The organism is Frondihabitans sp. PhB188 (assembly GCF_003752365.1).
Taxonomy (GTDB): domain Bacteria; phylum Actinomycetota; class Actinomycetes; order Actinomycetales; family Microbacteriaceae; genus Frondihabitans.
On sequence record NZ_RJUO01000002.1, the window covers coordinates 422,253 to 445,951 of the forward strand.

The window sequence follows — 23,699 nt, forward strand, 5'->3', positions numbered from 1 at the left end:
GGATCGCGTCGCCGCCGAGGTCGGCCTGACACGACCCCGAAACATGCGGTGGCTACGCTCGCGCCATGCCCATCGAATCCGAGTTCACCCTCGCCCTGCCGTACTGGATCGACGACGCCGTGGCCGACGTACCCGAGTTCCTGCCGTCGCCCGAGGAGCGGATGGGCCTCGTCAACGCGCTCGCGGACGAGAACTGGAGGCGCGGCAACGGCGGGCCGTTCGCAGCGATCGTGGTGGAGCGCGAATCGGGTCGGCTGGTGTCGGTGGGCGTCAACGTCGTGCTGGCGAGCGGCATCAGCTCGGCGCACGCGGAGGGAATGGCGCTCGGTCTCGCGCAGAAGGCGGTCGGGTCGTGGGATCTCGGCGGCTCCGGCCTCCCCGAGCACGAGCTGGTCGTCAACTGGCGCCCGTGCATCCAGTGCTACGGCTCGGCCATGTGGTCGGGCATCACGTCGCTGTTCGTCGCCGGATCCGGCCCCGAGCTCGAGGAGATCTCGACGTTCGACGAGGGCCCCCTGACCGCCGACTGGGCCGAGGAGTTCGAGTCGCGCGGCATCACGGTGACGGAGAACGTGCTCCGCGACGAGGCGCTGGCGGTGTTCCGGGCGTACCGGGAGGCTGTCGACGCGGGCGGCGTGCTCGTCTACAACGCCCGGGGTCAGAGCGACGAAGGCTAGAGGTTTCCGCCCGATCCGGTGACAATGGAGGTCACGGCCCGCGCCTCACCAGCGCACGGCCACGGATCAGGAGTCGGCGATGTCCGAAAGCACGCGACACCGGGGGCGCCCAGCGGGCGTGCGCCTGGCCATCGTCGCGCTCGCCCTCGGAGTCGCCGTGACCCTCGGCGTGACGGGCCACGGCCTGGTCGACACGCAGGCCGCCTTCAGCGACTCCGGGGCCGCGACCGGCACCTTCAGCACCGCCACCGCGACCGCCGCCACGGGTGTCACCTGCACGAACAACGCCGACGGCAGCACGGTCACCATCTCGTGGACGTACAGCGGCGCGACGCCGACGGGCTTCGACGTGCTCGTGGGCGCAGGAACCACCACCGTCCCCGGAGCCACCCGCACGGTCGTCCTCGCCGGCGGCGGCCTCCTCGCCCTCGGTCTGAACCAGCCGATCCGCGTGCGCACGAACCTGTCGTCGAACTGGACCGCCACCAGCGCCGCCGTCACCGTCAACGTGCTCTCGCTGGCCGGCCTCGCCGCCGTGCGCTGCGCGTAGACCGGCTGGCGCCGTCGGCCTCGATCGCGCACGCGCGAGAGTCCCCGATCGGGGGAGACCGGTGGCGCGTTCGCCCAGATGTGGGCAACTCGCGACGGTCTAGCGCCAGGCGAGCGTCTCGGCGAGATGGCCGGGGCTGGCGAGGCGCGCGTGACGCAGCGACGCCTCCCCCGGACGCACGGCGAGCGCCGTGACCGACAGCGACTCGTAGACGTGCCCCTCGGCCTCGTCGCGGCGGAAGAGCGCCTCGTCGTCGGTCGGCGCGAGCACGGCGCTGGCCCGCAGCACGTCGAGCCACGGCTCCCACGTCGGCTCGGCGGCGGGTCCGTCGGGGCGGGCAGCGGCGCGGAACTCCGGCAGCCACCGGTGCTCGCGGGCCACCGACGGCACATCCGGGCCCTCGTGCGTGATCATGTGCACGCCGGGCCCGAGGTCGTGCCGTTCGACGCGGGCGCCGTCCCACCGGGTGAAGGAGACGGAGTCGGGGGCGAGATCGACGAGGTTGAAGGCGCGCGTCTTGGGGAGGTCGGCGTCGGGGTCGCGGAGTTCCTGCGCCCCCGTGGTCACCGACTCGAGCGGCAGCACGCCGCGCGAGACGTAGCCGCCGAACGGGACGGGCACCGGCTCGTGCCGGTTCAGCACCACGGATGCGCGCGAGGTCGACTCGTTGACGGCAAGCCAGGCGCCGCCCGCCTCGCGGTCGTGGACGCCGACGATCCCGTCGCCGAGGTGCGGCCACCAGGGGCCGGGAGGATCCCACGCGCGAGACGCCTCTTCATCGCGAAGCCCCAGCAGCACGACCGGCCAGGCGGCCGCGGGATCGAACCCGATGACGACGGTGCACACTCGGACAGGATAGAGGTGTGCGCTTCGACGAAGGTGAGACAGTCATGACCGACAGCAAGACCATCGTGGTGGGGATCACCGGAGGCATCGCCGCCTACAAGGCCGTCGGCGTCGTGCGCCTGCTCGTCAAGGCCGGCCACGACGTGCACGTCGTCCCGACCGAGGCGGCGCTGCGCTTCGTCGGGCTTCCGACCTGGGAGGCGATCAGCAGGAACTCGGTCACCGCCTCGCTCTACGACGACGTCGCCGCTGTCCGCCACGTCGCGCTCGGCCAGGCCGCCGACCTGATCGTCGTCGCCCCTGCGACCGCGAACTCCCTGGCCAAGCTCGCCGCCGGCCTCGCCGACGACCTCCTCGGCACGACCGTGCTGGCCTCGCGGGCGCCGCTCGTCGTGGCGCCGGCCATGCACACCGAGATGTGGTCGAATCCGGCGACCAGGGCCAACGTGGCGACACTGCGCGAGCGGGGCGTCGTCGTGGTGGGGCCCGGGAGCGGCGCTCTGACCGGCACCGACGTCGGCGAGGGCCGCATGAGCGAGCCGGATGAGATCGTCGCGGCGGCGCTGAGGGTGCTCGAGGCATCCGCTGCGCCGGCGGTGCCGGCCCGCGACCTCGACGGCCTGCGCGTCGTCGTCTCGGCCGGGGGCACGCGCGAGCCGCTCGACCCGGTGCGGTTTCTCGGCAACCGGTCGAGCGGCAAGCAGGGCGTGGCCTTCGCCCGGGCCGCGCTCGCGCGCGGCGCCCAGGTGACGCTCGTCGCCGCGCACCTGGCGGGCGAGGTCGACGTCGCGGGCCTTGCTGTTATCGACGTGACCACCGCCTCCGAGATGGCTCTCGCCGTCGAGAGCGCGGCCGAGATCGCCGACGTCGTCGTGATGGCCGCGGCCGTCGCCGACTACCGCCCGGCAAGCGTGTCGGAGACGAAGATCAAGAAGGACGCCGAGGGCGACGAGCTCACCCTCCGCCTCGTGAAGAACCCCGACATCCTGGCCGGGCTCGCCGCGGCACGCCGTCCGGGGCAGACCGTCGTCGGATTCGCGGCCGAGACCGCCCCCACCCGCGACGAGCTGCTCGAGCTCGGCCGCACGAAGGCGACCCGCAAGGGCGCCGACCTGCTGGTGGTCAACCTCGTCGGATGGGCGGCCGGCTTCGGGTCGGACGACAACACCGTCGTCGTGCTCGACGGCGCGGGCTCGGTCGTGGCCGAGTCGGCGGGGTCGAAGCGCGCGGTCGCGGACGCGGTGCTCGACGAGGTGGTGCGGGTGCGGGGTGGCGGCGGGGCCGGGGTCGGCGGGGCCGGTGAGCCCTCGCCGTCGGCCTAGACGCCGGCTCGCGGCGTGGCGCCCGTGCCGTTTCGGCGGGCCCGAGCCGTTCCGGCGGGCGTTGGCCCAACCCCGCCGATTCGGCACAATCCCGCCGACATTACGGCGGGCACGACCCGATCCGGCGGGGCCACCACCCCGACACCGCGGGCACACGCCGATCCGGCGGGGCCACCACCCCGACACCGCGGGCACACGCCGGCCCGGCGCGCCGCGGCAGACGCAGCGCGGCGCCGCCTAGACCCGCAGGTCGGCCATAGCCGCCGCCATGTCGGCGACCGCGTCGACGCCCGGGTCGACGAGCGCCTGGAGCTGCAGGCCGTCCGAGACGGCGATCAGCGTCCGCGCCGTCCGGTCGGGGTCGAGCGCGGCCCGGAGGGTGCCGGCGACCTGTCCGTCGGCGATCGCGGCGCTGAGCTCCGCCCGCGTCCTCTCGAACCGGTCGATGAAGTACTGGTGGGCGGGGTGGGCCGGGTCGACGGCCTCCGCGGCGAACGTGAGGTAGGTGTGCACGATCCCCGGGATCCCGACATTGCGCCGCACGGCCTCCGCGAACCCGTCGAGCGCGTCGAGCGACTCATGGGCGCGTCGGGAGTCGGCGTCCCACCGCTCGATCACCTCGCGCAGCAGCTCCTCGCGGCTGCCGAAGTAGTACAGGATGTGCGCGGGCTCCATCCCGAGGCTTCGCGCGATCGACCGCAGCGACGAGTTGCGGTACCCCTCCCGGGCGAGCACCGCGTGTGCCGCCTCCAGGATCTCCAGCCGCTTCGCCGCCCCCTTGGCGTACGTGCCCGGTCGGCTCACGCGGCCACCCGACTCACAGCGATCCGGCGCACAGCGGTCCGACTCACAGCACCAGCCCCCTCACGAGACCGCGAGCTCGGGCTCTCGGGGCGAGACCCAGCCGCCCGCCATCTGCTCGATGCTCCGCAGCGACGTCGCGAAGATGGTGAGCACGGGGTTCACGCCGCCGTTCGTCACGTGAACCGAGCCGTCGACGACGCGGAGGTTGTCGTGGCCCCACACGCGCCCGAACGGATCGACGACGCTCGTCGCCGGGTCGTCTCCCATGCGGGCGGTACCGGCCTGGTGCTGGCCGACGCTCGGCCCGTCGATCGGCGACCGGAGCTCGACCACCGACGTCGCGCCCGCTCCGCGCAGCCACTCGCCGCTCATGCCGCTCGTGAAGTCGCGGGCGCGGACGTCTTCGGCGTGCACGCTGCCGCTGATCCGCGCCACCGGGACGCCGTGGCGGTCGACGACCGAGGGGTCGACGCGCACGCGCGCCTCCGCCGACGTGACCTCCTGGATCGGACCCATCAGCCGCATGGTGCGCCGGTAGAGGTCGCGCATGCCGCGCTTGCTCTCGATTCCGGCGCGGGCGAGCAGACCCGCTCCGGTGAGGTACCGGTACGTGTTCGAGGGCGTCGCGACGAACTCGTTGGCGATGATGCCGCCGCCGATGCGGCCGTCTCCGGTGTCGTGCCGGAAGTCGGTCGTCGCGATCGACGGACCGGGCCCGAGAGCATCCTCGACCGGCTCGTCGAAGATGCCGAACGCGCCGCCGTAGACGTGGCCCTGCAGGTGGCGGCCGACCTGGTCGCGGTTGTTGCCGATCCCGTTCGGCTCGTGCTCGTGCGCGCTGTTCAGCAGGAGGCGGGCCGACTCCGTGGCGCCGGCCGAGACGACGACCTCGGCGGCGTCGACGTCGCGCGTCCAGTCCACGCCGTCGGAGGTGCCGACGAGGGTGACTCCTACGACGTGGCCGGCTGCGTCGGTGCGGATCCTGCTCGCCCGTGTCTCGAGCACGATCGCGGCGTTGCCGGTCGCGAAGGCGCGGGTGAGCATCGTGTTCTGACTGCCGTTCTTGGCATCGACCGGGCACGAGAAGCCGACGCAGAGGCCGCACTGCTCGCAGGCGCGGCGGCCGAGGTACTCGCGCGTGTTGATCAGGAGGGGCACGTGGACGGTCGAGAAGCCGAGCGTCTGGGCGGTCTCCGCGAGGCGTGCGCGGGCGGGCCCCGACCCGACCGGGCCCATCGGCAGCGGGGTGCTGCGCGGCCCCGCCCAGGGTCCGTCGACGTCGCCGCCCGAGACGCCGACCTCGCGCTCGGCGCGCCCGTAGTACGGCTCGAGGTCGTCGTAGCCGATCGGCCAGTCCGCGAGCGAGCTGCCCTCCGGGACGCCGTACGTCGAGGCCATCGTGAAGTCGCGGGGCCCGAACCGCCAGGCCTGAGCCCCGTAGACGCGGGTGCCGCCGCCCGCGGTGAACGCGTTGTTGCCCCAGGCGGGATCCGACGGGCGCAGGAGGTCGCCGCGGTTGCCGATCCGGGGGTTGCCGGAGTCGGACGGACCCGACAGCGGCGCGAGGCCCCAGTCGGAGCGCGGGTTGCGGATGTGGTCCGCGGCGAGCTCGGCGATCCCGGGCCACGCCCCCGCCTCGACGACCAGCACGCGCCGGCCGGCCTCGGCCAGCCCGCACGCGGCGACGCCTCCCCCGGCGCCCGAGCCGATCACGATCGCGTCGTAGCGGTCGTCGAGATCGCGGGCGTGCACCACCGTCTTCGGCGCCTCGGCCACCGGCACCGCCGTGCTCCAGCCGCCGATCGGGTCGGGGCTCCAGCCGACCATCTGCCACGAGCGCGCTCCGTCGTTGCCGCCGTTGTCGGGATCGGCGTAGTAGCCGCCCGACACGAGCTCGGCGAACCAGTCCCAGTCGGCAGAGGCCTCGCCCTCGGCGAGCACCCCCTCGACGCGCGCGACCCACTCCGGCCTCTCGGCGAGCACCCGGCGCAGGAACTCTCGGCCTCCGGCCTCGGCTCCGGACGGAAAGTCGTCGGAGGGCACCACCGCGTCGATCAGCTCGTCGAGCCGGGCGGCGTGGGCCTCTGCGAATGCGGCGATGTCGGTCATGGGAGCCTCTCCGTCGAGTTCCTGCGTGCCGTTAATTTATCACCATTAAAAATTTGCGCAAGGGGTCTCCGCCGCCCGAGCTGCGCCGCTCCCGGCGGTCGTCGTCCGGCGGGCTGGCGCCGATTCAGCGGGTGCGCGCCGGCCCCCGCCGGTCAGCCCCGGCGCGTGAACACGACGTGCGTCACGCCGCTCGGCGAGCTGACGCTCTCGACGTCGAAGCGCCCCTCGAGCCCCTCCAGGTCGTCCCAGACGCGCTCGCCCCGGCCCAGCACGATGGGCACGATCACGAGATGCAGGTAGTCGACGAGATCCGCGCGCAGGAACTCGCGCACCGTCTCCACGCCGCCGCCGATGCGCACGTCCAGGCCGTCCGCCGCCGCCGTCGCCTGGGCCAGCGCCTCGGCCGGTGTCGCGTCGACGAAGTGGAACGTCGTGCCGCCCTCCATGACCAGCGGCTCGCGCGGGTGGTGCGTCAGCACGTAGACCGGCGTGTGGAACGGCGGATCGTCGCCCCACCAGCCCGTCCACTCGTCGTCGGTCCAGGGGCCGCGCTGGGGGCCGAACTTGTTGCGGCCCATGATCTCGACGCCGATCCCGGTGCCCCACGCCGAGGCGAACGCGTCGTCGATGCCGGCGGTCCCGCCTTTGGCGCCCTGCATGGCCCGGAACGTCCGGGTGCCCATGAACCAGCCCATCAGCCGCCCGTCGGCATGGCCGAACGGGGCCTCGAGGCTCTGGTCGGCACCAGCGCCGAATCCGTCGAGCGAGACGGCGAAGTTGTGGATGCGGACGGCGCTCATGGGGCTCCCTCGGTCGGCTCGGTGCCAGCGTAGCTCCGCCGCCCGCGCGGCCGCCGACTCCGTCGCGCCGATCCGTCGAGCGGACTGAACCTTCTCGCACTCCGTCTCGTTGTCGGGATAGGCCAGCCCGGCCGCGTCACCGCGACGCCCGTTCGACGAGAAGAGATAGCGATGTCCCTCCCCCGCTCCCGCACCGCCCTCCTGGCCTTCACCGGCCTGTCCGCCCTCGGCGTCCTGACCGGCTGCTCGGCCGGCGCCGCCTCGACCGGCGGCGGGTCGTCCGCCGACGCCGGCGCGACGAAGGCGCCTGCGAGCTCCGACAGCGGCTCGACCTCCGGCAGCTCGGCCCCCGCCGATGCCGGCTCCGGCACCTACGAGGACGGCGCCTACACCGAGCAGGGAACCTACTCGTCGCCCGGCGGCCAGGAGGTCATCAGCGTCACCCTGACGATCGCGAGCGACACGGTGAAGGCCGTCGACGTCAAGACGGTCAAGGCCGACCCGACGGCGACGCAGTACGAGGCGAAGTTCATCGGCGGCATCTCGGACGCCATCGTCGGCACGAAGATCGACGACCTCAATGTGACCAACGTCGCCGGCTCGTCGCTGACCAGCCAGGGCTTCGACGACGCGCTGTCGAAGATCAAGTCCGATGCCACGGCCTGACGCAGCGCTCGCGCCGACCCGGATCGAGTTCGACGCGATCGGCACGCGCTGGAGCATCACCACGCTCGGGGCCCTGCCTGCTGACGCGAGCCGAGCCGTCGACACCCGGATCGAGGCGTTCGACCTCGCCTGGTCGCGGTTCCGCCCCGACTCTCTGGTCAGCCGCATCGCGCGGAAGGCGGGGCGCTACGAGCTGCCCGGCGAGGCGGGGCCGCTGCTCGACCTCTACTCGGTGCTCGCCGCCGCGACCGATGGCGCCGTCAACCCGCTCGTGGGCCGGCGCCTCGAGCACCTCGGCTACGGCGCCGACTACGCGTTCCACGCGACGCCCGACCCCGCGGCCGTGCCGCGGTGGGGCGACGCCGCCACCTGGAACGGCACGCACCTCGTCACGCTCGAGCCGGTGCTGATCGACGTGGGCGCGGCGGGCAAGGGCTACCTGGTCGACCTGGTGGCCCACGTCCTCGCCGACGCCGGCATCGACGACTTCACCATCGACGCCGGCGGCGACATCCGCCAGGCGGGCGAGGTCCCTGCCCGGGTCGCCCTCGAGCACCCGCTCGATCCGACGCTCGCCATCGGCGTCGTCGAGCTGCGCGACACGGCCCTGTGCGCGTCGGCGGTGAACCGCCGCGCCTGGGGCGACGACCTCCACCACGTGCTCGACGGGCGGTCGGGTGCGCCCACGCGGGAGGTCCTCGCGACCTGGGCCCTCGCCCCCGCCGCCCTCGAGGCCGACGGCCTGGCGAGCGCGCTGTTCTTCACCACGCACGCCGAGCTCGCCGAGCGGGGTGTCGGCATCGCGTTCGAGTCGCTCCGCCTTCTGCGCGACGGCTCCGTCGAGGCGACCGCCGCCTTCGACGAGGTGCTCTTCCGATGAGCGCTCCGGCTGCCGCCCTCGGCCGCACCACCCGACCGCGCTCGGTCTCGGCCTGGTTCGACGGGGTCACCGGCCGCGTCACCATGTACCGGCTCGTGCTCCTGGCGCTTCTGGCCCTGCTCGTCTGGTCGCTGATCGCCGCGGCGCTGGGGCTCATCGCCTACAGCCCCCTGGCCATCGTCGTCGGCGCCCTAGTGGCCTGCGTCGCCACCGTCGTCAGCACGCGGCTGCTCGCCCTGGCGTTCCGCGCGAAGGCCCACACGGAGTCGTCGTTCGTGACGGCGCTGATCCTCGTCTTCCTCTTCCAGCCGAGCCTCACGGGCACCGGCATCGCCGCCCTCGCGATCGCGGGTGCCGTCGCCTCGGCCTCGAAGTACCTCCTCGCGATCCGCGGACGCCACGTCGCGAACCCCGCTGCCATCGCGGCCGTCGTCATGAGCGTCGCGATCCCCGCGGCTTTCCCGGGCTGGTGGATCGGGTCTCCGGCGATGCTCCCGGTCGTGCTCGTCGCCTCCCTCGCGATCCTGCGGCGCACGCGGAAGCTCACGATGGGCCTCGTCTTCGCGGTCGTGGCGATCGCCGGCGTGACCCTCGCGTCGATGTCGTTCGGCACCGCATTGCCCGCCGCGCTCTCGAACGCCGTGCTCTCGTCGCCGGTCGTCTTCTTCGCGGGGTTCATGCTGAGCGAGCCGCTCACCCTCCCGCCGCGGCGCTGGCAGCAGCTGGCCCTGGCCGTGATCGTCGGCGTGCTGTTCGCCCTGCCGTTCCACGTCGGACCCCTCTACGGCACCTACGAGCTGGCGCTCGTCATCGGCAACGTGCTCGCGTTCGCGGTCGGGCAGCGCCGACGCGTCGCCCTCGAGTTCGTCGAGCGCCGGAGGCTGACGCCGACCGCGTGGGAGGTGGCGTTCCGCCCGCGGCGGCCGGTCGCGTTCAGGGCGGGGCAGTTCCTGGAGCTGAGCATTCCGCACGCGGGGGCCGACGTGCGCGGGCAACGGCGCGTCTTCAGCATCGTGTCGGCGCCGTCCGAGCCCGACGTGATCCGCATCGGCATCAAGGCCGCCGACCCGTCGTCGACGTTCAAGAGCCGGCTGCTGGCGCTGGGTGACGGCGAGACCGTGAGCGCGACCGTGGTCGGGGGCGACTTCACGCTGCCCGCCGACGCCTCGGTGCCGCTGCTGCTGGTGGCCGGCGGCATCGGCGTCACCCCGTTCGTCAGCCAGCTGGCCGAGGCCGCCGCCCGCGACGAGCTCCGCGACGTCGTGGTCGTGCTCTCGGCATCCACCCCCGACGAGCTCGCGTACCTGGGCGAGCTGCGGCTCGGCGCGGGTCGTGGCATCGTCCTGACGCAGGAACTCCCGGCCCACCTCCCCCCGGGCTGGACGTACGCCGGCCGCGGGCCTCTCACCGTCGAGCACCTCCGCGACCTCGTGCCCGACGCGCACCGACGGCGAGCCTACGTCTCGGGCTCCCCTCGTCTGGTCGCCGGGGTGAAGGCCGTCATGAAGCGGGCCGGCGTGCACCGCACCACCACCGACGCCTTCACGGGGTACTGACCGGTGCACGCTGACCCGCGAACCCTGTCCCGTGACCCTCGGCGACATCTGATGGAGACTTGCCCCGAGGAGGGACGCCATGCGCGGTGACCACAGCGAGCTGCTGTCGGCGATCCACGACACGCACGCGCCCGCGCTCCAGCGGTACGTGTCGCGGCTGACGAACGACCCCGCCCTCGCGGAGGACATCGTGCAGGAGTCGCTGCTGCGGCTCTGGAAGAACACCCGCCTGCTCGAGGGCGACGACCTCTCGGCGCGGCGCTGGCTGTTCACCGTGGCGCGCAACCTGGTCGTCGACGACGCCCGGAGCGCCCATCACCGCCACGAGTTCCCGACCGACCTGCTGCCCGAGCGCGCGACCGCCGACGAGACCGACGCCAGCCTGAGCAAGTGGCTGCTGCAAGACGCCATGAAGTCGCTGACCCGCGAGCACCGCCAGGTGATCGTCGGCGCCTACCACCTCGGCATGTCCATCGCCGACCTCGCCGACCAGGCCGGGGTCCCGCCCGGCACCATCAAGTCGCGACTGCACTACGCGCTGCGGGCCCTGCGGCTCGCGCTTCAAGAGAGGGGGGTCACCCAGTGACCCACGACACCCCGCCGCCGACCTCGGGAGACGAGCCCCGCGACTGGGACGCCGCCTACGTGCTCGGCTCGCTCACGCCCGAGGAGCGCCTCGAGTACGAGGCCTACCTGCGCGACCGTCCCGACGCGCGCGCCGAGATGGCCGAGATCGCCGGGCTGCCCGCGCTGCTCCGCTCGCTGAGCGCCCAGGAGGCCCTCGAGCTGCTCGACGACGAGGCGACGACGCCCGTGCCGTCGAGCACGGTGCAGTCGATCGCCGGCCGGATCGCATCCCGCCGTCGGCGCCGCCGCGTCGGCCTGGTGCTCGTCGCCGCCGTCTCGGCCGTGCTCCTGATCGCCGGGGGCTTCACCGTCGGCGCCCTGCGTCCCGACCCGTCCGCCCCGCTCGCGGCCATGACCCCCGCCGCCGGAAGCCCCGTCGAGGCCGACATCGGCCTGACCGCCAAAGACTGGGGAACCCGCGTCGACTGGCACTGCTCGTACGGCACCGACTGGGCGACCGACAGCGGCTCGTACGACCTGGTCGTGATCGACGACGCCGGAACTCGCACGACCGTCGCCACCTGGAAGGCCATCGGCGGCACGGCGTCCGACCTCTCCGCCGCCACCGACATCGCCGCCGGGTCGATCCGCGCCGTCTCCATCACCCCCGCCGGCTCCGACGTGGCGCTCGCGACGCGGCACTACTGACCGGGCCCGCCGCGCGCCGCTCGGACACCCTACGGGACGATGACCGCGCGGCCGCGGATGGAGCTGCTCGCCAGGTCGGCGTAGGCCTTCGGGCCGTCGTCGAGCGAGTACTGCTGGATCTCGACGTCGATCTTGCCGGCACGGGCCAGATCGAGCACCTCGATCAGCTCGTTGCGGTAGCCCCAGTACGGAATCCGCACGGCGACGTCGTACTTGATCGTGCCGAAGCCGAACTCGACGGCGCCGCCGCCGATCCCGACGATCGTGACGTCGGCCTCCGACGCGGCAACGGCGATGGCGAGCGGGATGGTGGGCTTGGCGCCGACGAAGTCGAACACCGCGTCGACTCCCTTGCCGTCGGTCAGCTCGAGGATCTTCGCCGCGGCGTCGCCGTCGCTGATCATCGTGATGTCGGCGCCGACGTGCTTCGCGAGCTCGAGCTTCTCGTCGTTGACGTCGAGCACGATGACCGTCGCACCCGAGAGCGCCTTGAGGATCTGGATGCCCACGTGGCCGAGACCGCCCGAGCCGATGACGACGGCGTGGGTGCCGGCGCCGAGCTTCGGCAGGGAGCGCTTGATCGCGTGGTAGGGCGTGAGGCCGGCGTCAGTGAGCGAGACGTTCTTGACCGGGTCGAGGTCGCCCAGCGGCACCAGGTGGCGCGGGTCGTCGACGATCATGTACTCGGCCATCGAGCCGTCGGTGCCGAGACCGGGAGGCGTGATGCCGAGCTCTGCCGCGTTCGTGCAGTAGTTCTCGTGGCCCATCGAGCAGTTGCGGCAGTAGCCGCAGCCCCAGGGGCCGTAGACGGCGACGGCGTCGCCGACCTTCACCGTCGACACGCCCTCGCCGAGCTCGTGGACGATTCCCGCGCCCTCGTGGCCGAGCGTCATCGGGAGCGGGTAGCCGGCGGCGGCGTACTCCTCCGCCGACAGCCCCATCACGTAGTCGTCGGAGTGGCAGACGCCGCCGGCGGTCACCTGGAGCAGAACCTGCCCTGGGCCCGGCTTCGGGATCGGGATCTCGACGACCTCGGGGGCCGCGCCGACCGTGACGTAGCGGAGTGCCTTCATTGCTGTTCCTCTCGTGCGGCAGCGCTGTCCGGGGAACTCGTTTCGACGACAGGTGTCGCGCTAGTGTCCCTTCATTATGCGCCCGAAGACTCAGAGCGCGTCGCAGAGACCGGTCCGACGGCTCAGCCGGCGGGGCCGAACCGACGCGCGTAGGCCCGGCGGCTCGTCTTGCCCGCGTCGTTGCGGACGGGGTCGTCCACCACGTGGATCCGCGCGGGGCGGCGAGCGCCATCGAGTCGACCGGCCGCCCAGGCGAGCACGTCGCCGGCCTCGACCGCGGCGCCCGCGACGTCGACGACGGCCTCGATGCGCTGCCCGAGGTCGTCGTCCGGCACGCCGAAGGCCACGGCGCTCCGCACGGCGAGGTGAGCCTCGAGTACGCGCTCGATCTCGGCGGGGTGCACGTTGACCCCTCCTCGCAGGATCAGGTCGTCCGCACGGTCGACGACGTAGAGGTACCCGTCGTCGTCCACCCGCCCGAGGTCGCCGATGGTGTCCCACCCGTCCGGGGTCCGCGACGAGGAGCCGCCGAGGTAGCGGTAGGTCGGCTCGCCCTCCCGGTGCAGCCAGATCCGGCCGACCTCGTTCGCCGGGAGCTCCGCGCCGTCGGCGGAGCGGATCGCGACCGTCGTGCCGCCGATCGCGCGGCCGACGCTGCCGGGGTGGGCCAGCCACTCGTCGCCGCGGATCATGACGAGCCCGTTCGACTCGCTGCCCGCGTAGACCTCGACGACGCGCTCCGGACCGACCCAGTCCAGGAAGCGGCGCTTGAGGTCGGGCGGGCACGGCGCCCCCAGGTGCAGGACCGTGAGGAGGCTCGAGAGGTCCGCGGCCGCGCGCTCGGACTCCGGTAGGCGGAGGAGCCGGTGCATCATCGTCGGGACGAGCAGCGCCCACGTGACCCGGTGGGTCTCGATCGCGGCGAGCGCCCGCGTCTCGTCGAAGCGCGGAAGGATGACGAGGGCGTGGCCGGTCATCAGGCCGCGGAACGCGTAGGTGAACGTGGCGGAGTGGGTCAGCGGCCCGGTGACGAGCTGAACCTGCTCGCGCGGCAGGTAGGGCGCCACGGCGAGGTCGGGATCCATGAGGGCCGGCCCGGCCGCCAGGACGACCTTGGGGCGCCCGGTCGAGCCCGACGACGTGGGCGCCTTCCAGCTCGCGGCCCAGGCGTCCGGCAGCGCGGCGTCCGAGACCGAGGCGCCGGGAGTCCAGCCGACGGGCACCCACGGCACGTCGCGTTCAGCCTCGAAGCCGACGACCAGGGCCGGCGACACCAGCTCGACGAGCTCGTCGCGCTCCGCCAGCGAGAGCCCCGTCGAGATCGGCTGGGGCGTGGCGCCGCACTTCCAGACCGCGACGCAGACGATCACGATCTCGACGGTGTTCGGCAGCGAGACCGTCACCAGCGAGTCTGTCGTGACACCGAGCGCGAGGTAGGCCCGCGCGAGGCGGTTGGAGGCCTGGTCGAGCTCGACGGCCGTCAGCGTCCCCGCGTCGTCGGTCGCGACGACGCGGTGGGGATCCTGCTCAGCGAGCGCCGTGAAGATCCGGGAGATCGACTGCCTGGCCATGGTCGCCCTCCTGACCGACCGCTTCGTAGAACGACTCGTGGAGGCGTGCGACGTCGTCCCAGTCGTGGGCGGCCGCCAGCGCGCGACCGCCGTCGGCCGTCGGCCCGTCGCCGCCGATCGCCGACGAGAGCGCGGCGGCGATCGACGTCGCCTCGGTGGCGTACGACACGGTCGAGCCGAACACCTCGCGCAGGACAGGGAGGTCGCGCGCGACGACGGGGACTCCGGCGGCCAGGGCCTCCATCGCCGCCAGGCCGAAGCCCTCCTTGGTCGACACGAACGCCAGGGCCGCAGCGCCGGCGACCAGAGGGGCCAGCTCGGGCTCGTCGATCACGCCGAGGATCGTCGGCGCGATTCCGAGCACGGCGGCCCGCGCATCGAAGGCCTCGCGGTACGGGCGGTAGTCGAAGAGCGTCTCGCCGCCGCCGAATACCAGCCGCAGGTCGGGGCGCTGAGAGCGCAGGAGGGAGAACGCATCGAGGAGGTCGATGCTCCCCTTGCGCGGCTCGATCCCGCCTAATGCGAGCACGTAGGGCCCGAGCTCCGTGCGCCAGCGATCGCGGCCCGCCTTCCCGGCCGGGCCGGCGGCGGCCACGAATCGCTCCGCGTCCACGCCGTTCGGGATCACCGTCGGCGCGAGCCCCCAGCCGTCCGCGACGTCGGAGGCGACCGCCGCCGACACGCACAGCCGGGCGATCGGCTCCCTGATGGCCGCGTCGTGGCAGGCGATCAGCTGCGGGGTCGTGAACTCGTCGAGGTGGTGGATCGTGCGGATGCAGGGGCCGACCGCGTTGGCCGAGATGCAGTCCTGCGCGTGGACGGCGTCGAACTGGGACGACGACTCGGCGAACGCCCTCCGCATCGTCTCGATCGACCTCTGGATCCGGTGCCCCACGTCTTCTCCGTCGATCGGCTCGAACGGGACCACCCGAATGGTCACCGCGGGGTCGACCGAGCGGAAGAAGGCCTGGTCGCCGCCGCGCCCGAGGGTCCAGACCGTGACGTCGTGGCCGCGACGGGCCAGCGCCTCCGAGAGGGCGAGCGTGTGGACCACGCCGCCGCGCGGCTTGGTCGAGTAAGTCACCTGGGCGATACGCACGCGACCTCCAAGGTCAGCTGAGATCGGTCAGTCGCGGGCCGCGGCCACCGTGGGGCCGTAGGCCTTGGGGGCGCGGTCGCGGAGATGGAACATGGTGCGCCGAGCCCGGGCGACATCGGTGGCGACATCGGCCGTGGCGACGGCGAGGCCCCCCTTGGCCCAGGTCTTGGCGATGATCTCGCCGGCCGGGTCGACCACCTTGGCCTGCCCGAGGAAGCGCAGCCCGCCGAGGACGCCGGTCTGATTGGACGACACGAGGTAGACCTGGTTCTCGGCGGCGCGAGCGCAGTCGTAGAGGTCGAACAGGTGGGCCTGACGGTCGTTGCGGAGTCGGTCCGAGCGGTCGGTGACGCTGGCGGGCCAGGCGCTGAGGCAGGCGAGGATCTCGGCGCCGTCGAGAGCCAGCGTCCGCGACGACTCCGGGAAGGTCTTGTCGAAGTCGATCAGCATGCCCAGGCGCCCCACGGGGGTGTCGAACGAGCGGAAGCCGGATCCTGCGCGATAGGCCTCGGACTCGCCCAGCGGCAGGTGCACCTTGCGGTGCGTGCCGAGGACCCTGCCGCCCTGGACGCAGACGGCGCTGTTGTACCGGACGTCCTCGCCGCCCTCGAGCGCCCTCTCGGCCACGCCGAAGCACAGCGTGAGGTCGCCTGCCATGTCGGCGATGGCCTGGACCTCCGGTCCGTCGAGCTCGACGGCCGGCGGCAGCGCCTCCGGGCCGGGGTGCACCATGTCGAGCAGGTAGCCCCCGACAGTGGCGTCGGGCAGGACGAGCAGGTCGATGCCGCGCTCGCGCGCCTGGTCGATCATGCCCGGCAGCTTGGCGAGGGTCCGCTCGATGTCGCGCCCGAAGTGGGCGGCGACCGCGCCCATCGTGATCTCGGCCATGTCGGACAGGCTAATGCCCGCTACCCCGGCACAGCGGCCTCCGCGGGGTGTCGCGCGCGGTCGCCGATGGCCGACGAGAGGTGCTCCGAATCGCGGGCGATCGCCGCGAAGCGCCCCGACCCCCAGGTGTGGAGCCACGGCAGGCCCAGGAAGTACAGCCCCGGAGCGGCCGTGACACCGCGCTGGTGCGTGGGGTGCCCGGCGCCGTCGAAGACGCCGACCTGCACCCAGGAGTAGTCGGATCGGAACCCCGCCGACCAGATGATGCTGGTGATCCCGGCCTCGTCGAGGTCGAGGGACGTCACCTCCTCGTCGGGCCGCCACACGGGCACGTAGCGGTCTTCGCGGGGCGCGTCGATCCCGGCACGGTCGATGTACCGGTCGATGTCTGTCTTGATCGACTCCATCACCGAGTCGGCGTGGTCGAGCGACGCCTCGGCCGTCGGGCTGAAGGCGAGCGACGTGCCACCGCCGCCGATCAGACGGCCGTAGAGGCGCATGCCGCCGAGGGCGAACGACCGCAGGTCGATGTCACGGCCTCCGTCGCGTCCGGTCATGTAGTGGTTCGTCGACTCGCGCTTGGTGAGTCCGCCGACCTGGGCCTGGACGGGGATGTCGTAGACGCCCATGTCGTCGAGCCAGGCGATGCAGTCGCGGCCGCGGTAGAAGCGAGCGCAGCGAGGAGCCGACCCGAGAGCCAGGTGGACCTCGCGCCCGGCGAGGAACAGGTCTTCGGCGATCTGCGCGCCCGACTGGCCGGAGCCGACGACGAGCACTCCCCCCTGGGGCAGCACGTCGGCGGACCGGTAGTCGGCGGAGTGCACCTGCACGATCGAGCCGCTGATCCGGCCGGCCGCTGCCGGCAGCACGGGCCGGTGGTAGCCGCCGGTCGCGACGACCACCTGGTCGGCCGTGATGGTGCCCTGGTCGGTGACGACCTCGAAGCCGCCCGCCGCCCCCTCACGCACTCGAGTGACGAGCACGCCCTCCACGACCGGCGCACCGAACGACTCGGCGTAGCGGCGGATCCAGGCGAGCACCTCGTCGCGCTTCATGAAGCCGTCCGGATCGGCGCCGTCGTACGGATACCCGGGTAGAGCGCACTGCCAGTTCGGCGTGACCAGGGTGAAGTTGTCCCAGCGGCGGTCGGCCCAGTCGTGGGCGACCGTGTCTCGCTCGAGCACGAGGTGGCCGATGCCCCGCTGCGTGAGCTGCCAGCTCATGGACAGCCCGGCCTGGCCGCCCCCGACGACGGCGACCTCGACGTGCGAGCCGTCGGTGATCCGCGCGCTCACGAGGGCAGCCCCGGTTCCATGCGCAGGATCTCGACGGTGCCGGTATCGAAGCCGGCTGCGGTCGCGACGATCTCGCTCTTCTGCTGGATCGCCGACGTGCAGCTGAAGCCGTACGTGGCGAGCACCCGCTCGCTGGCGAGGTCGAGCGCCGCCGACGACCGCCTCACGAACTCGTCCACCGAGTACGTCGCTCCGCGGTCGAGGTAGTCGTGCATCACGAGGCTGGGCGAGTAGCAGGACACCTCGGAGCCGTCCGGCCAGCGCACCTCGAAGGTCATCTCAGGCATCGATCAACGCCCCCTCGCCGGTCCGGTACACGTCGGGGCGACGGTCTCGCAGGTGGAACATGCCGCCGCGCATGGCTGCGAAGGTGCCCTCGACGTCGATCTCGGCGATCGCCATGCCCGAGTCGAGCAGAGTCGTCGCGAGGATGTTGCCACCCGGGTCGACGACCTTCGCGTTGCCCACGTAGCGGAGCGAGCCGAAGGTGCCGGCCTGGTTCGAGGCGATCCAGAACACCTGGTTGTCGAGGGCCCTCGACATGTCGAACAGGTTGAACCGGTAGGTCCAGCGGTCCTCCTGCAGGTTCTCGGCGGTCGCGGTGCGCGCAGCCGGCCAGGCGGACATGCTCACGATGATCTCGGCGCCGTCCATCGCGAGCGAACGGGCCGCCTCCGGGAACGCCTTGTCGTAGCAGATCTGCATCCCGACGCGACCCACGGGGGTGTCGAACGCCTCGTAGACGTCTCCGGCCGAGTACGACATGTTCTCGCCGAGCGGCTGATGCACCTTGCGGTACGAGCCGTAGATCGTCGTCCCGTCGAGGCACACGGCCGCGTTGTACCGGGTCTCGCCGTCGTCGGCCAGCTCGCAGAAGCCGATGCAGACGACCAGGTCGCCCACGATGCTCTGGACCCGGCGGATCTCGGGGCCGTCGAGGGAGATCGCCGGCGGCAGGGAGCGCGTCGTGTTCTTCAGGGTGTCGCCGTGGTTGCCGAGCGACGAGAGGTACCCGCCGATCGCGGCCTCCGGCAGGACGAGGAGCCGCACGTCGTTCTCCCGTGCCTCGGCGACCAGGGATTCGATGAGCGCGTAGTTCTGCTCGAGGTCTCGTGTGAAATTCGCCGAGACGGCTGCGACGGTGGTGGCCATCGGGTCTCCTTGCGGTGAGTGGAGCGGGACGCGCAGGATCCTGCGGTGCACCTAGTCAACGACGGCACGTGTTTCTGAATGGTTACGGCAGGAATAAGAGCTCGTTTCGGCGGAAACATGCAATCTCGCCGAAACCAGTCCGCAACAAACACGGCAAAGACTCGATCTCGTACGGCTCCCGATCCAGACACGCATGCATCTCGACCCGCTAGGAGACACACATGAGCGACATCGACTACGACCAGCAGATCCTCGACAACATCGAGACCTCTCGCACCGAGATCCCTCACCCCTCGATCCCCAAGGGCTCGAACATCTACGGATCGACGAAGATCTTCCCCGACTACACGGCCACGAAAGACGAGTACTACTTCCAGCTCGTCCACGGCATCGCCCACGAGTCCTCCGTCAGCTTCGTCGCGACGCTGCAGGCGATCCGCGCCCTCCGCAAGGGATTCACGAGCGTCCTGTACTTCTACGGCCCGGGCTCGATGAACTGCATCGCCAACCGCGGCTTCCCGACGACCGGGGCCGACGGGTTCCCGGGCGAGAACAACATCAACAACGCCCTGGAGACCTTCATCAAGGAGGGCGGCACCGTGTTCTGCTGCCGCTTCGGCCTGGCGCTCCACGGCAACCGCGAGGAGGACCTCATCGAGGGCGTCATCCCCTGCCACCCGCTCGACGTCCAGGACGCCGTCATCCACTACGCCCGCAAGGGCGCGATCATCAACAGCACCTACATGGTCTGACCGTGACCATCACCAACGGCGGGGCGCTGTCGACCCGGGTCGACGTCGCGATCCGCGGCATCCGCGTCGCGGCACCCGTGCATCGCGAGGGCGGCGCCGGGCCGAGCGACGACGGGCACGTGCTGTTCCAGGGGATGCAGTCGGCCATCCCGGTCAACCAGGACAGCCCCTACCTCGTCGACGACGGCCGGCTCCTGCTCGACGGGGAGGACACCGGAATCGAGGTGTCCCCCGTCGATCGGCCGAGGTTCTACGACCTCGCCACCGCCGACGGCGTCCCGTACGAGCAGATCGCGCGCCTGCACGGCGCGAAGGTGCTCGCCACGACGGTCGTGCAGACCTGCATCCGCTACGACCCGGCGGAGCGCTGCCGCTTCTGCTCCATCGAGGAGTCGCTGAAGTCGGGGAGCACCGTGGCCGTCAAGACGCCGGCGATGATCGCCGAGGTGGCGGAGGCGGCCTGGCGACTCGACGGGGTCGAGCAGATGGTCATGACGACCGGCACCTCGAACGGGCGCGACCGCGGGGCCACTCACCTGGCCCGCTGCGTCCGCGCGATCAAGAAGGCCGTCCCCGACCTGATGATCCAGGTCCAGTGCGAGCCGCCCGCCGACCTGAAGACGATCACCGACCTGTACGAAGCCGGCGCCCGCTCGATCGGCATCCACGTCGAGTCGATGGACGACGCGGTCCGGCGCCGGTGGATGCCGGGCAAGTCGCGCGTCTCGCTCGACGAGTACCGGGCCGCCTGGCGGGAGGCCGTGCGGGTCTTCGGCCGCAACCAGGTCTCGACCTACCTCCTCGTCGGAATGGGCGAGGACCCCGACGAGATGGTCGCCGGAGCGCAGGAGCTGATCGACATGGGCGTCTACCCGTTCGTCGTCCCGTTCCGCCCGCTCCGCGGCACCCTCGCGACCGACGTCGACAAGGTGCCTGCACCCCACCGCGGCGTCCTCCACGACATCACGTCCCGGGTGTCGCAGGCGCTGATCGCTGCCGGGATGCGCGGCTCCGACCAGAAGGCGGGCTGCGCGGCGTGCGGCGCGTGCTCGGCTTTGCAGACGGCGGGGGGCTAGCGGTGGCCCTGCTGGATGTGCCGGCCCTCATGGGGCCGAGTGTCGTCGCGCGTCCCGCCGAGTTCCTGGTCGCCATCGCCGAAGGCACGGAGGTCGACGCCTACCGCAGGCTCCGGCAGGCGGCCTTCGTCGATGAGCAGGGGCTCTTCGCGGGCACGGACCGCGACGACCTGGACGACGACCCGCGCACCGTCGTGCTCGTGGCGCGGGCCGGCACGACGGTCGTCGGCGGCGTGCGGATCTCACCCGTCGGCGCCCGCGACATCGGCTGGTGGACGGGCTCGCGCCTGGTCGTGGCCCCCGAGGCCCGCAGTGCGCTCGGAATCGGCTCCGCGCTCGTGCGGGCGGCGAGCGCCCTGGCGGAGCAGCTCGGGGTGATCCGCTTCGACGCGACCGTGCAGACCCGGAGCTCGGTCCTCTTCCGTCGCCTCGGCTGGCAGACGACGGGCAGCACTGTCATCGGCGGCGTCGACCATCTCGCCATGCGCTGGCCGATCGACCGGTACCAGCGACTCGTCGACGCCACGAAGTCGCACCTCGCCGCCCTGCTCGAGCCCCACTCGGCGTGGGCCGACGCCCCGGCGACCTCGCTCGGCGGCCCCGGCTGGGTCGGGGACGACGGCGCTCCCGTCCCCGGAAGCGACGTGATCGCCGCGTGCGACGCGATCCTGCCCTCCATGGTCGAGCGCGATCCGGAGTGGGCCGGCTGGTGCGGCGTGCTCGTCAACGTCAACGACTTGAGCGCGATGGGCGCCGCGCCGGTCGGGCTTCTCGACGCCGTGGCCGGGCGCGACACGGAGTTCGTACGCCGCGTGATGACAGGCATCCGTCGCGGCGCTGCGGCCTGGGGCATCCCCATCTTGGGCGGGCACACGCAGGTCGGCGTGCCGGCAGCGCTCTCCGTCACGGCTCTCGGACGCACGGGCCATCCGGTTCCGGGCGGGGGCGGCCGCTACGGCGACGCGCTCAGCCTCACCATCGACGTCAGCGGCTCCTGGCGCGAAGGACACCGCGGAGCGCAGTGGAACTCGACCGAGGGACGCCGCTCCGACGAGCTGCGCGACCTCGCCGCCGCCGTGGCCCGCGCGCGGCCGGCCGCCGCGAAGGACGTCAGCATGGCCGGGATCGTCGGCACGGCGGGCATGCTCGCCGAGGCCAGCGGCTACGGCGCGGTGCTCGACGTCGAGGCGGTCCCGACGCCGCACGCCTCGGCAGACGTCGCGCTGGGCGACTGGCTCGGGTGCTTCCCGGGCTTCGGGATGATCACGGCCGACCGCCCGGGCGAGTCGCGCATGGACTCTCCGTTCGCATCGACGGCCGAGGTCGGCTCGCTGACGCTGGAGCGCGGCATCGTCCTGCGGTGGCCCGACGGCGAGACCACGCGAGCGGTCACCGGAGGGGTGACCGGCCTCGGCCCCGCCTGAGCACGGCCGCGTTCGCGCGCTCCGACCGCGTCAGCGCGCCGTCTCGGCCGGCGGTCTCGGCGTTCATCCCGGCAGGCTACCCGCGAGCAGACCGAGGCCCCGCACCTCTCGGCGCGGGGCCTCGCCTTCAGCGGGCGCTCCTAGCGAGGAGTGACCGTGATGGAGTCGAGCTCCGCATAGCCCGAGCCCCCGGCGTAGTTCGGCGATCCCTTCGCCAGCCGGATGACATTCGACCCGGCCTTGAGCGTGACCGGCGTCGTGACGGAGTTCGCGAACGAACCCCAGCTGCCCGTCACCGGGTAGGAGACCGTCGAGAACGCGCCTCCGTTGTAGGCCAGGCCCTGGGTCGATGTGGCGGTGCCCCCGTTGGCGTAGCGGACAGCGAGGTTGTAGCTGCCGGCCGTGGGAACGGTGACGAGGAAGTCCACGAAGCTGTCGCTGCGCATGTCGGACGACCCGTCGATGCGACCGACGTAGCCGCCGTTGGAGGCGGTCGACGAACTGAGCCTCGACGCATTGACGACCGTGGCGTTCTCAGCCTCGTAGGTCTGCTGGTATGCCGTGGTCGGTCCGGCGACCGGAGTGACGGTGAGCTGGTAGGCGCCGTTGTAGTCGGCGTTGGCCGAGACGGGGACGCTGACCGAGCCGTTGGTGACGGGGAGCGTCTGCGAGCCGAGGGACGTCGGCGCGGCGACGTTGGTCTGCCGTCCCGATCCCGGCGTGTACGACAGCGTCGCCTTCACCTGCGTGCCGAAACCGGAGAGCCCGTCGACGCGCACCGTGGTGGTGCCGGCCTGGCCGCCGAAGACGACGTCGACCTTCTTGCGCGTCGAGTCGAGGGAGGCGATGCCGTCGAGGTAGTTGGACGCGGTGACGGGCAGCATGCTTCCTGCCATGTCGCCGTACCACTTGTACATCCAGTAGCTCGCGGTCGGAGCCCCGTTGTAGAGGAGTCCGTTGACGGTCCCGGACTCGAACCAGTACGCGCGCTCTGCGTCGCGGACGCCGGCCCGCTCGAACTGGGCGACGTAGTGGAGGGCTGCACTGGGCACATCGACCTGGTCGGGCGCCGCGTACTCGTTGATCGAGATGGGGCGGGGCGAGATGCCCAGGGAGGTCTCGACGGCGCGGTAGTCGGCGACGTCGGAGGTGATCCGCGCCCAGCCGTTCTGACCGCTGTCGAGTTCGTGCCAGCTGGTCACGTCGGGGATGGTGCCGGTGTTCTTGGCGTTGGTCAGGAACGCGACCATGGTGGCGTGGTTGTACTGGCTGTAGCTGGGCCCGACGATGGGGGTGACCGTGTCGAGCGAGCGGACCTCGCGGTAGATCTGGACCCAGGCGTCGTTGAACGGGCCGGCCTTGGCGGTGTCCCAGTTGCCGTCGGGCTCGTTCCAGAGCTCCCAGCCGTTGATGTTCGTGGTCGACGTCGCGGCGAGGCGGGCCTTGACCATGGTGTCGACCTTGCTCAGGTAGTCCGACATCGAGACCCACTTGTACGGGAAGTCCGGGTAGATGTCGGGCATGCGGACCGTCGTCTGGGCGCCGGCGCCGATCGCGCTGGGCGCGACCTTGAGCGCGTCGCCGGTCGGCGTCGTCGCGCCGTTGCCGAGCTGAGTGACACCGGGCGCCGGCTGCGTGAGCTGGCTCAGGTGGAGGGGAGGCAGGAGCGCAGGATCCGGGGTGGTCGTCGTCGCCAGCGCGTAGAGGCCCCCCGAGGCGGCGTGGGTGACCGGCCGCAGCGTCGCGCCGGCATTGACGACGAGGGTGTTCGTCTCCGCCTGCGCGGCGCCGGCGAAGGCGAAGACGCTGGTGGCCACCAGGGCCGACGCCGCTATCGCTGACGTGATGGTTCTCTTCTTCATTCCATGCTCCTTTGCGTGGTCT

Annotated in this window: 23 protein-coding genes; 11 read left to right on the forward strand and 12 right to left on the reverse strand. The window is 72.1% G+C overall.

What is annotated here, in order from left to right; translation table 11 throughout:
- Positions 1–65 precede the first annotated feature (65 nt).
- Together EDF46_RS06870 and EDF46_RS06875 are read left to right on the forward strand one after the other, a co-directional pair.
- Positions 66–677 (forward strand): nucleoside deaminase, encoded by a 612-nt coding sequence (locus tag EDF46_RS06870; RefSeq protein ID WP_123505537.1) that lies wholly within the window; start codon positions 66–68, stop codon positions 675–677.
- A 79-nt stretch (positions 678–756) separates the two neighbouring features.
- Entirely contained in the window at positions 757–1,227 is a 471-nt protein-coding gene (locus tag EDF46_RS06875) for a hypothetical protein (RefSeq protein ID WP_148061160.1), read from the forward strand.
- A 99-nt stretch (positions 1,228–1,326) separates the two neighbouring features.
- On the opposite strand, the gene EDF46_RS06880 is transcribed toward EDF46_RS06875, so the two are convergent.
- Positions 1,327–2,073 (reverse strand): NRDE family protein, encoded by a 747-nt coding sequence (locus EDF46_RS06880; RefSeq protein ID WP_158614182.1) that lies wholly within the window; start codon positions 2,071–2,073, stop codon positions 1,327–1,329.
- Positions 2,074–2,117: 44 nt separating this feature from the next.
- Here EDF46_RS06880 and coaBC point away from each other — a divergent pair, with 44 nt between their 5' ends.
- Complete coding sequence (coaBC, locus tag EDF46_RS06885; protein WP_123505909.1) at positions 2,118–3,395, forward strand: bifunctional phosphopantothenoylcysteine decarboxylase/phosphopantothenate--cysteine ligase CoaBC; 1,278 nt, start codon at positions 2,118–2,120, stop codon at positions 3,393–3,395.
- Positions 3,396–3,632: 237 nt separating this feature from the next.
- Here coaBC and EDF46_RS06890 read toward each other — a convergent pair whose 3' ends face one another.
- From EDF46_RS06890 to EDF46_RS06900, 3 genes are all read right to left on the reverse strand, one after another.
- Positions 3,633–4,199: a TetR/AcrR family transcriptional regulator gene (locus EDF46_RS06890; RefSeq protein WP_123505540.1), complete on the reverse strand. Its 567-nt coding sequence runs from the start codon at positions 4,197–4,199 to the stop codon at positions 3,633–3,635.
- A gap of 60 nt (positions 4,200–4,259) precedes the next feature.
- Complete coding sequence (locus tag EDF46_RS06895; RefSeq protein ID WP_123505541.1) at positions 4,260–6,308, reverse strand: GMC oxidoreductase; 2,049 nt, start codon at positions 6,306–6,308, stop codon at positions 4,260–4,262.
- 152 nt (positions 6,309–6,460) lie between these two features.
- Positions 6,461–7,108 carry a dihydrofolate reductase family protein gene (locus tag EDF46_RS06900; protein ID WP_123505542.1) on the reverse strand — a complete coding sequence of 216 codons (648 nt, stop codon included), beginning with the start codon at positions 7,106–7,108 and terminating at the stop codon, positions 6,461–6,463.
- A gap of 171 nt (positions 7,109–7,279) precedes the next feature.
- Between EDF46_RS06900 and EDF46_RS06905 the strand changes: the two genes are divergently transcribed.
- From EDF46_RS06905 to EDF46_RS06925, 5 genes are all read left to right on the forward strand, one after another.
- On the forward strand, positions 7,280–7,774 hold the full coding sequence (locus EDF46_RS06905; protein ID WP_123505543.1) for a hypothetical protein: 495 nt from the start codon (positions 7,280–7,282) through the stop codon (positions 7,772–7,774).
- Positions 7,761–8,654, forward strand: coding sequence for an FAD:protein FMN transferase (locus EDF46_RS06910; RefSeq protein WP_123505544.1), 894 nt, complete (start codon positions 7,761–7,763; stop codon positions 8,652–8,654). The genes EDF46_RS06905 and EDF46_RS06910 overlap by 14 nt, the downstream gene beginning before the upstream one ends.
- Entirely contained in the window at positions 8,651–10,210 is a 1,560-nt protein-coding gene (locus EDF46_RS06915; RefSeq protein ID WP_123505545.1) for an FAD-dependent oxidoreductase, read from the forward strand. Before EDF46_RS06910 ends, EDF46_RS06915 begins: the two co-directional genes overlap by 4 nt.
- Before the next feature lie 79 nt (positions 10,211–10,289).
- Entirely contained in the window at positions 10,290–10,796 is a 507-nt protein-coding gene (locus EDF46_RS06920) for a sigma-70 family RNA polymerase sigma factor (RefSeq protein ID WP_123505546.1), read from the forward strand.
- Positions 10,793–11,485, forward strand: a complete 693-nt coding sequence (locus tag EDF46_RS06925) for an anti-sigma factor (protein WP_123505547.1) — start codon at positions 10,793–10,795, stop codon at positions 11,483–11,485. The genes EDF46_RS06920 and EDF46_RS06925 overlap by 4 nt, the downstream gene beginning before the upstream one ends.
- Positions 11,486–11,514: 29 nt before the next feature.
- On the opposite strand, the gene EDF46_RS06930 is transcribed toward EDF46_RS06925, so the two are convergent.
- The 7 genes from EDF46_RS06930 to EDF46_RS06960 form a co-directional block, all read right to left on the reverse strand.
- The gene (locus EDF46_RS06930; RefSeq protein WP_123505548.1) at positions 11,515–12,558 is read right to left on the reverse strand and encodes an NAD(P)-dependent alcohol dehydrogenase; all 1,044 of its coding nucleotides are present in this window, start codon (positions 12,556–12,558) and stop codon (positions 11,515–11,517) included.
- Positions 12,559–12,680: 122 nt separating this feature from the next.
- Positions 12,681–14,129, reverse strand: coding sequence for an AMP-binding protein (locus EDF46_RS06935; RefSeq protein ID WP_123505549.1), 1,449 nt, complete (start codon positions 14,127–14,129; stop codon positions 12,681–12,683).
- Entirely contained in the window at positions 14,086–15,228 is a 1,143-nt protein-coding gene (locus EDF46_RS06940; RefSeq protein WP_123505550.1) for an MSMEG_0565 family glycosyltransferase, read from the reverse strand. The genes EDF46_RS06935 and EDF46_RS06940 overlap by 44 nt, the downstream gene beginning before the upstream one ends.
- Positions 15,229–15,255: 27 nt before the next feature.
- Complete coding sequence (locus EDF46_RS06945) at positions 15,256–16,116, reverse strand: carbon-nitrogen hydrolase family protein (RefSeq protein WP_123505551.1); 861 nt, start codon at positions 16,114–16,116, stop codon at positions 15,256–15,258.
- 20 nt (positions 16,117–16,136) lie between these two features.
- On the reverse strand, positions 16,137–17,411 hold the full coding sequence (locus EDF46_RS06950) for an MSMEG_0569 family flavin-dependent oxidoreductase (RefSeq protein WP_233579914.1): 1,275 nt from the start codon (positions 17,409–17,411) through the stop codon (positions 16,137–16,139).
- The gene (locus EDF46_RS06955) at positions 17,408–17,698 is read right to left on the reverse strand and encodes an MSMEG_0570 family nitrogen starvation response protein (protein ID WP_123505552.1); all 291 of its coding nucleotides are present in this window, start codon (positions 17,696–17,698) and stop codon (positions 17,408–17,410) included. The genes EDF46_RS06950 and EDF46_RS06955 overlap by 4 nt, the downstream gene beginning before the upstream one ends.
- Positions 17,691–18,563, reverse strand: a complete 873-nt coding sequence (locus EDF46_RS06960) for a carbon-nitrogen hydrolase family protein (RefSeq protein WP_123505553.1) — start codon at positions 18,561–18,563, stop codon at positions 17,691–17,693. Before EDF46_RS06960 ends, EDF46_RS06955 begins: the two co-directional genes overlap by 8 nt.
- Before the next feature lie 221 nt (positions 18,564–18,784).
- Here EDF46_RS06960 and EDF46_RS06965 point away from each other — a divergent pair, with 221 nt between their 5' ends.
- From EDF46_RS06965 to EDF46_RS06975, 3 genes are read left to right on the forward strand one after another with little or no spacing between them, the layout of a single operon-like run.
- A complete protein-coding gene (locus EDF46_RS06965; RefSeq protein ID WP_123505554.1) occupies positions 18,785–19,315 on the forward strand; it encodes an MSMEG_0572/Sll0783 family nitrogen starvation response protein in 531 nt (176 codons plus the stop codon).
- Positions 19,316–19,317: 2 nt separating this feature from the next.
- Positions 19,318–20,391 carry an MSMEG_0568 family radical SAM protein gene (locus EDF46_RS06970; protein WP_233579915.1) on the forward strand — a complete coding sequence of 358 codons (1,074 nt, stop codon included), beginning with the start codon at positions 19,318–19,320 and terminating at the stop codon, positions 20,389–20,391.
- Between the two features lie 2 nt (positions 20,392–20,393).
- Complete coding sequence (locus EDF46_RS06975; protein WP_233579916.1) at positions 20,394–21,815, forward strand: MSMEG_0567/sll0787 family protein; 1,422 nt, start codon at positions 20,394–20,396, stop codon at positions 21,813–21,815.
- A gap of 140 nt (positions 21,816–21,955) precedes the next feature.
- On the opposite strand, the gene EDF46_RS06980 is transcribed toward EDF46_RS06975, so the two are convergent.
- Positions 21,956–23,677 carry a CBM35 domain-containing protein gene (locus EDF46_RS06980; protein ID WP_233579917.1) on the reverse strand — a complete coding sequence of 574 codons (1,722 nt, stop codon included), beginning with the start codon at positions 23,675–23,677 and terminating at the stop codon, positions 21,956–21,958.
- Between the last annotated feature and the right edge of the window lie 22 nt (positions 23,678–23,699).

What these genes read in the sequence shown, in the direction of transcription:
- EDF46_RS06920 (WP_123505546.1), top strand. Translation starts at nt 10,290, where the DNA reads ATGCGCGGTGACCACAGCGAGCTGCTGTCGGCGATCCACGACACGCAC.
- EDF46_RS06935 (WP_123505549.1), bottom strand. Translation starts at nt 14,129, where the DNA reads ATGGCCAGGCAGTCGATCTCCCGGATCTTCACGGCGCTCGCTGAGCAG.
- EDF46_RS06875 (WP_148061160.1), top strand. Translation starts at nt 757, where the DNA reads ATGTCCGAAAGCACGCGACACCGGGGGCGCCCAGCGGGCGTGCGCCTG.
- EDF46_RS06960 (WP_123505553.1), bottom strand. Translation starts at nt 18,563, where the DNA reads ATGGCCACCACCGTCGCAGCCGTCTCGGCGAATTTCACACGAGACCTC.
- EDF46_RS06955 (WP_123505552.1), bottom strand. Translation starts at nt 17,698, where the DNA reads ATGCCTGAGATGACCTTCGAGGTGCGCTGGCCGGACGGCTCCGAGGTG.
- EDF46_RS06945 (WP_123505551.1), bottom strand. Translation starts at nt 16,116, where the DNA reads ATGGCCGAGATCACGATGGGCGCGGTCGCCGCCCACTTCGGGCGCGAC.
- EDF46_RS06910 (WP_123505544.1), top strand. Translation starts at nt 7,761, where the DNA reads ATGCCACGGCCTGACGCAGCGCTCGCGCCGACCCGGATCGAGTTCGAC.
- EDF46_RS06900 (WP_123505542.1), bottom strand. Translation starts at nt 7,108, where the DNA reads ATGAGCGCCGTCCGCATCCACAACTTCGCCGTCTCGCTCGACGGATTC.
- EDF46_RS06895 (WP_123505541.1), bottom strand. Translation starts at nt 6,308, where the DNA reads ATGACCGACATCGCCGCATTCGCAGAGGCCCACGCCGCCCGGCTCGAC.
- EDF46_RS06870 (WP_123505537.1), top strand. Translation starts at nt 66, where the DNA reads ATGCCCATCGAATCCGAGTTCACCCTCGCCCTGCCGTACTGGATCGAC.
- coaBC (WP_123505909.1), top strand. Translation starts at nt 2,118, where the DNA reads ATGACCGACAGCAAGACCATCGTGGTGGGGATCACCGGAGGCATCGCC.
- EDF46_RS06915 (WP_123505545.1), top strand. Translation starts at nt 8,651, where the DNA reads ATGAGCGCTCCGGCTGCCGCCCTCGGCCGCACCACCCGACCGCGCTCG.
- EDF46_RS06930 (WP_123505548.1), bottom strand. Translation starts at nt 12,558, where the DNA reads ATGAAGGCACTCCGCTACGTCACGGTCGGCGCGGCCCCCGAGGTCGTC.
- EDF46_RS06965 (WP_123505554.1), top strand. Translation starts at nt 18,785, where the DNA reads ATGAGCGACATCGACTACGACCAGCAGATCCTCGACAACATCGAGACC.
- EDF46_RS06905 (WP_123505543.1), top strand. Translation starts at nt 7,280, where the DNA reads ATGTCCCTCCCCCGCTCCCGCACCGCCCTCCTGGCCTTCACCGGCCTG.
- EDF46_RS06980 (WP_233579917.1), bottom strand. Translation starts at nt 23,677, where the DNA reads ATGAAGAAGAGAACCATCACGTCAGCGATAGCGGCGTCGGCCCTGGTG.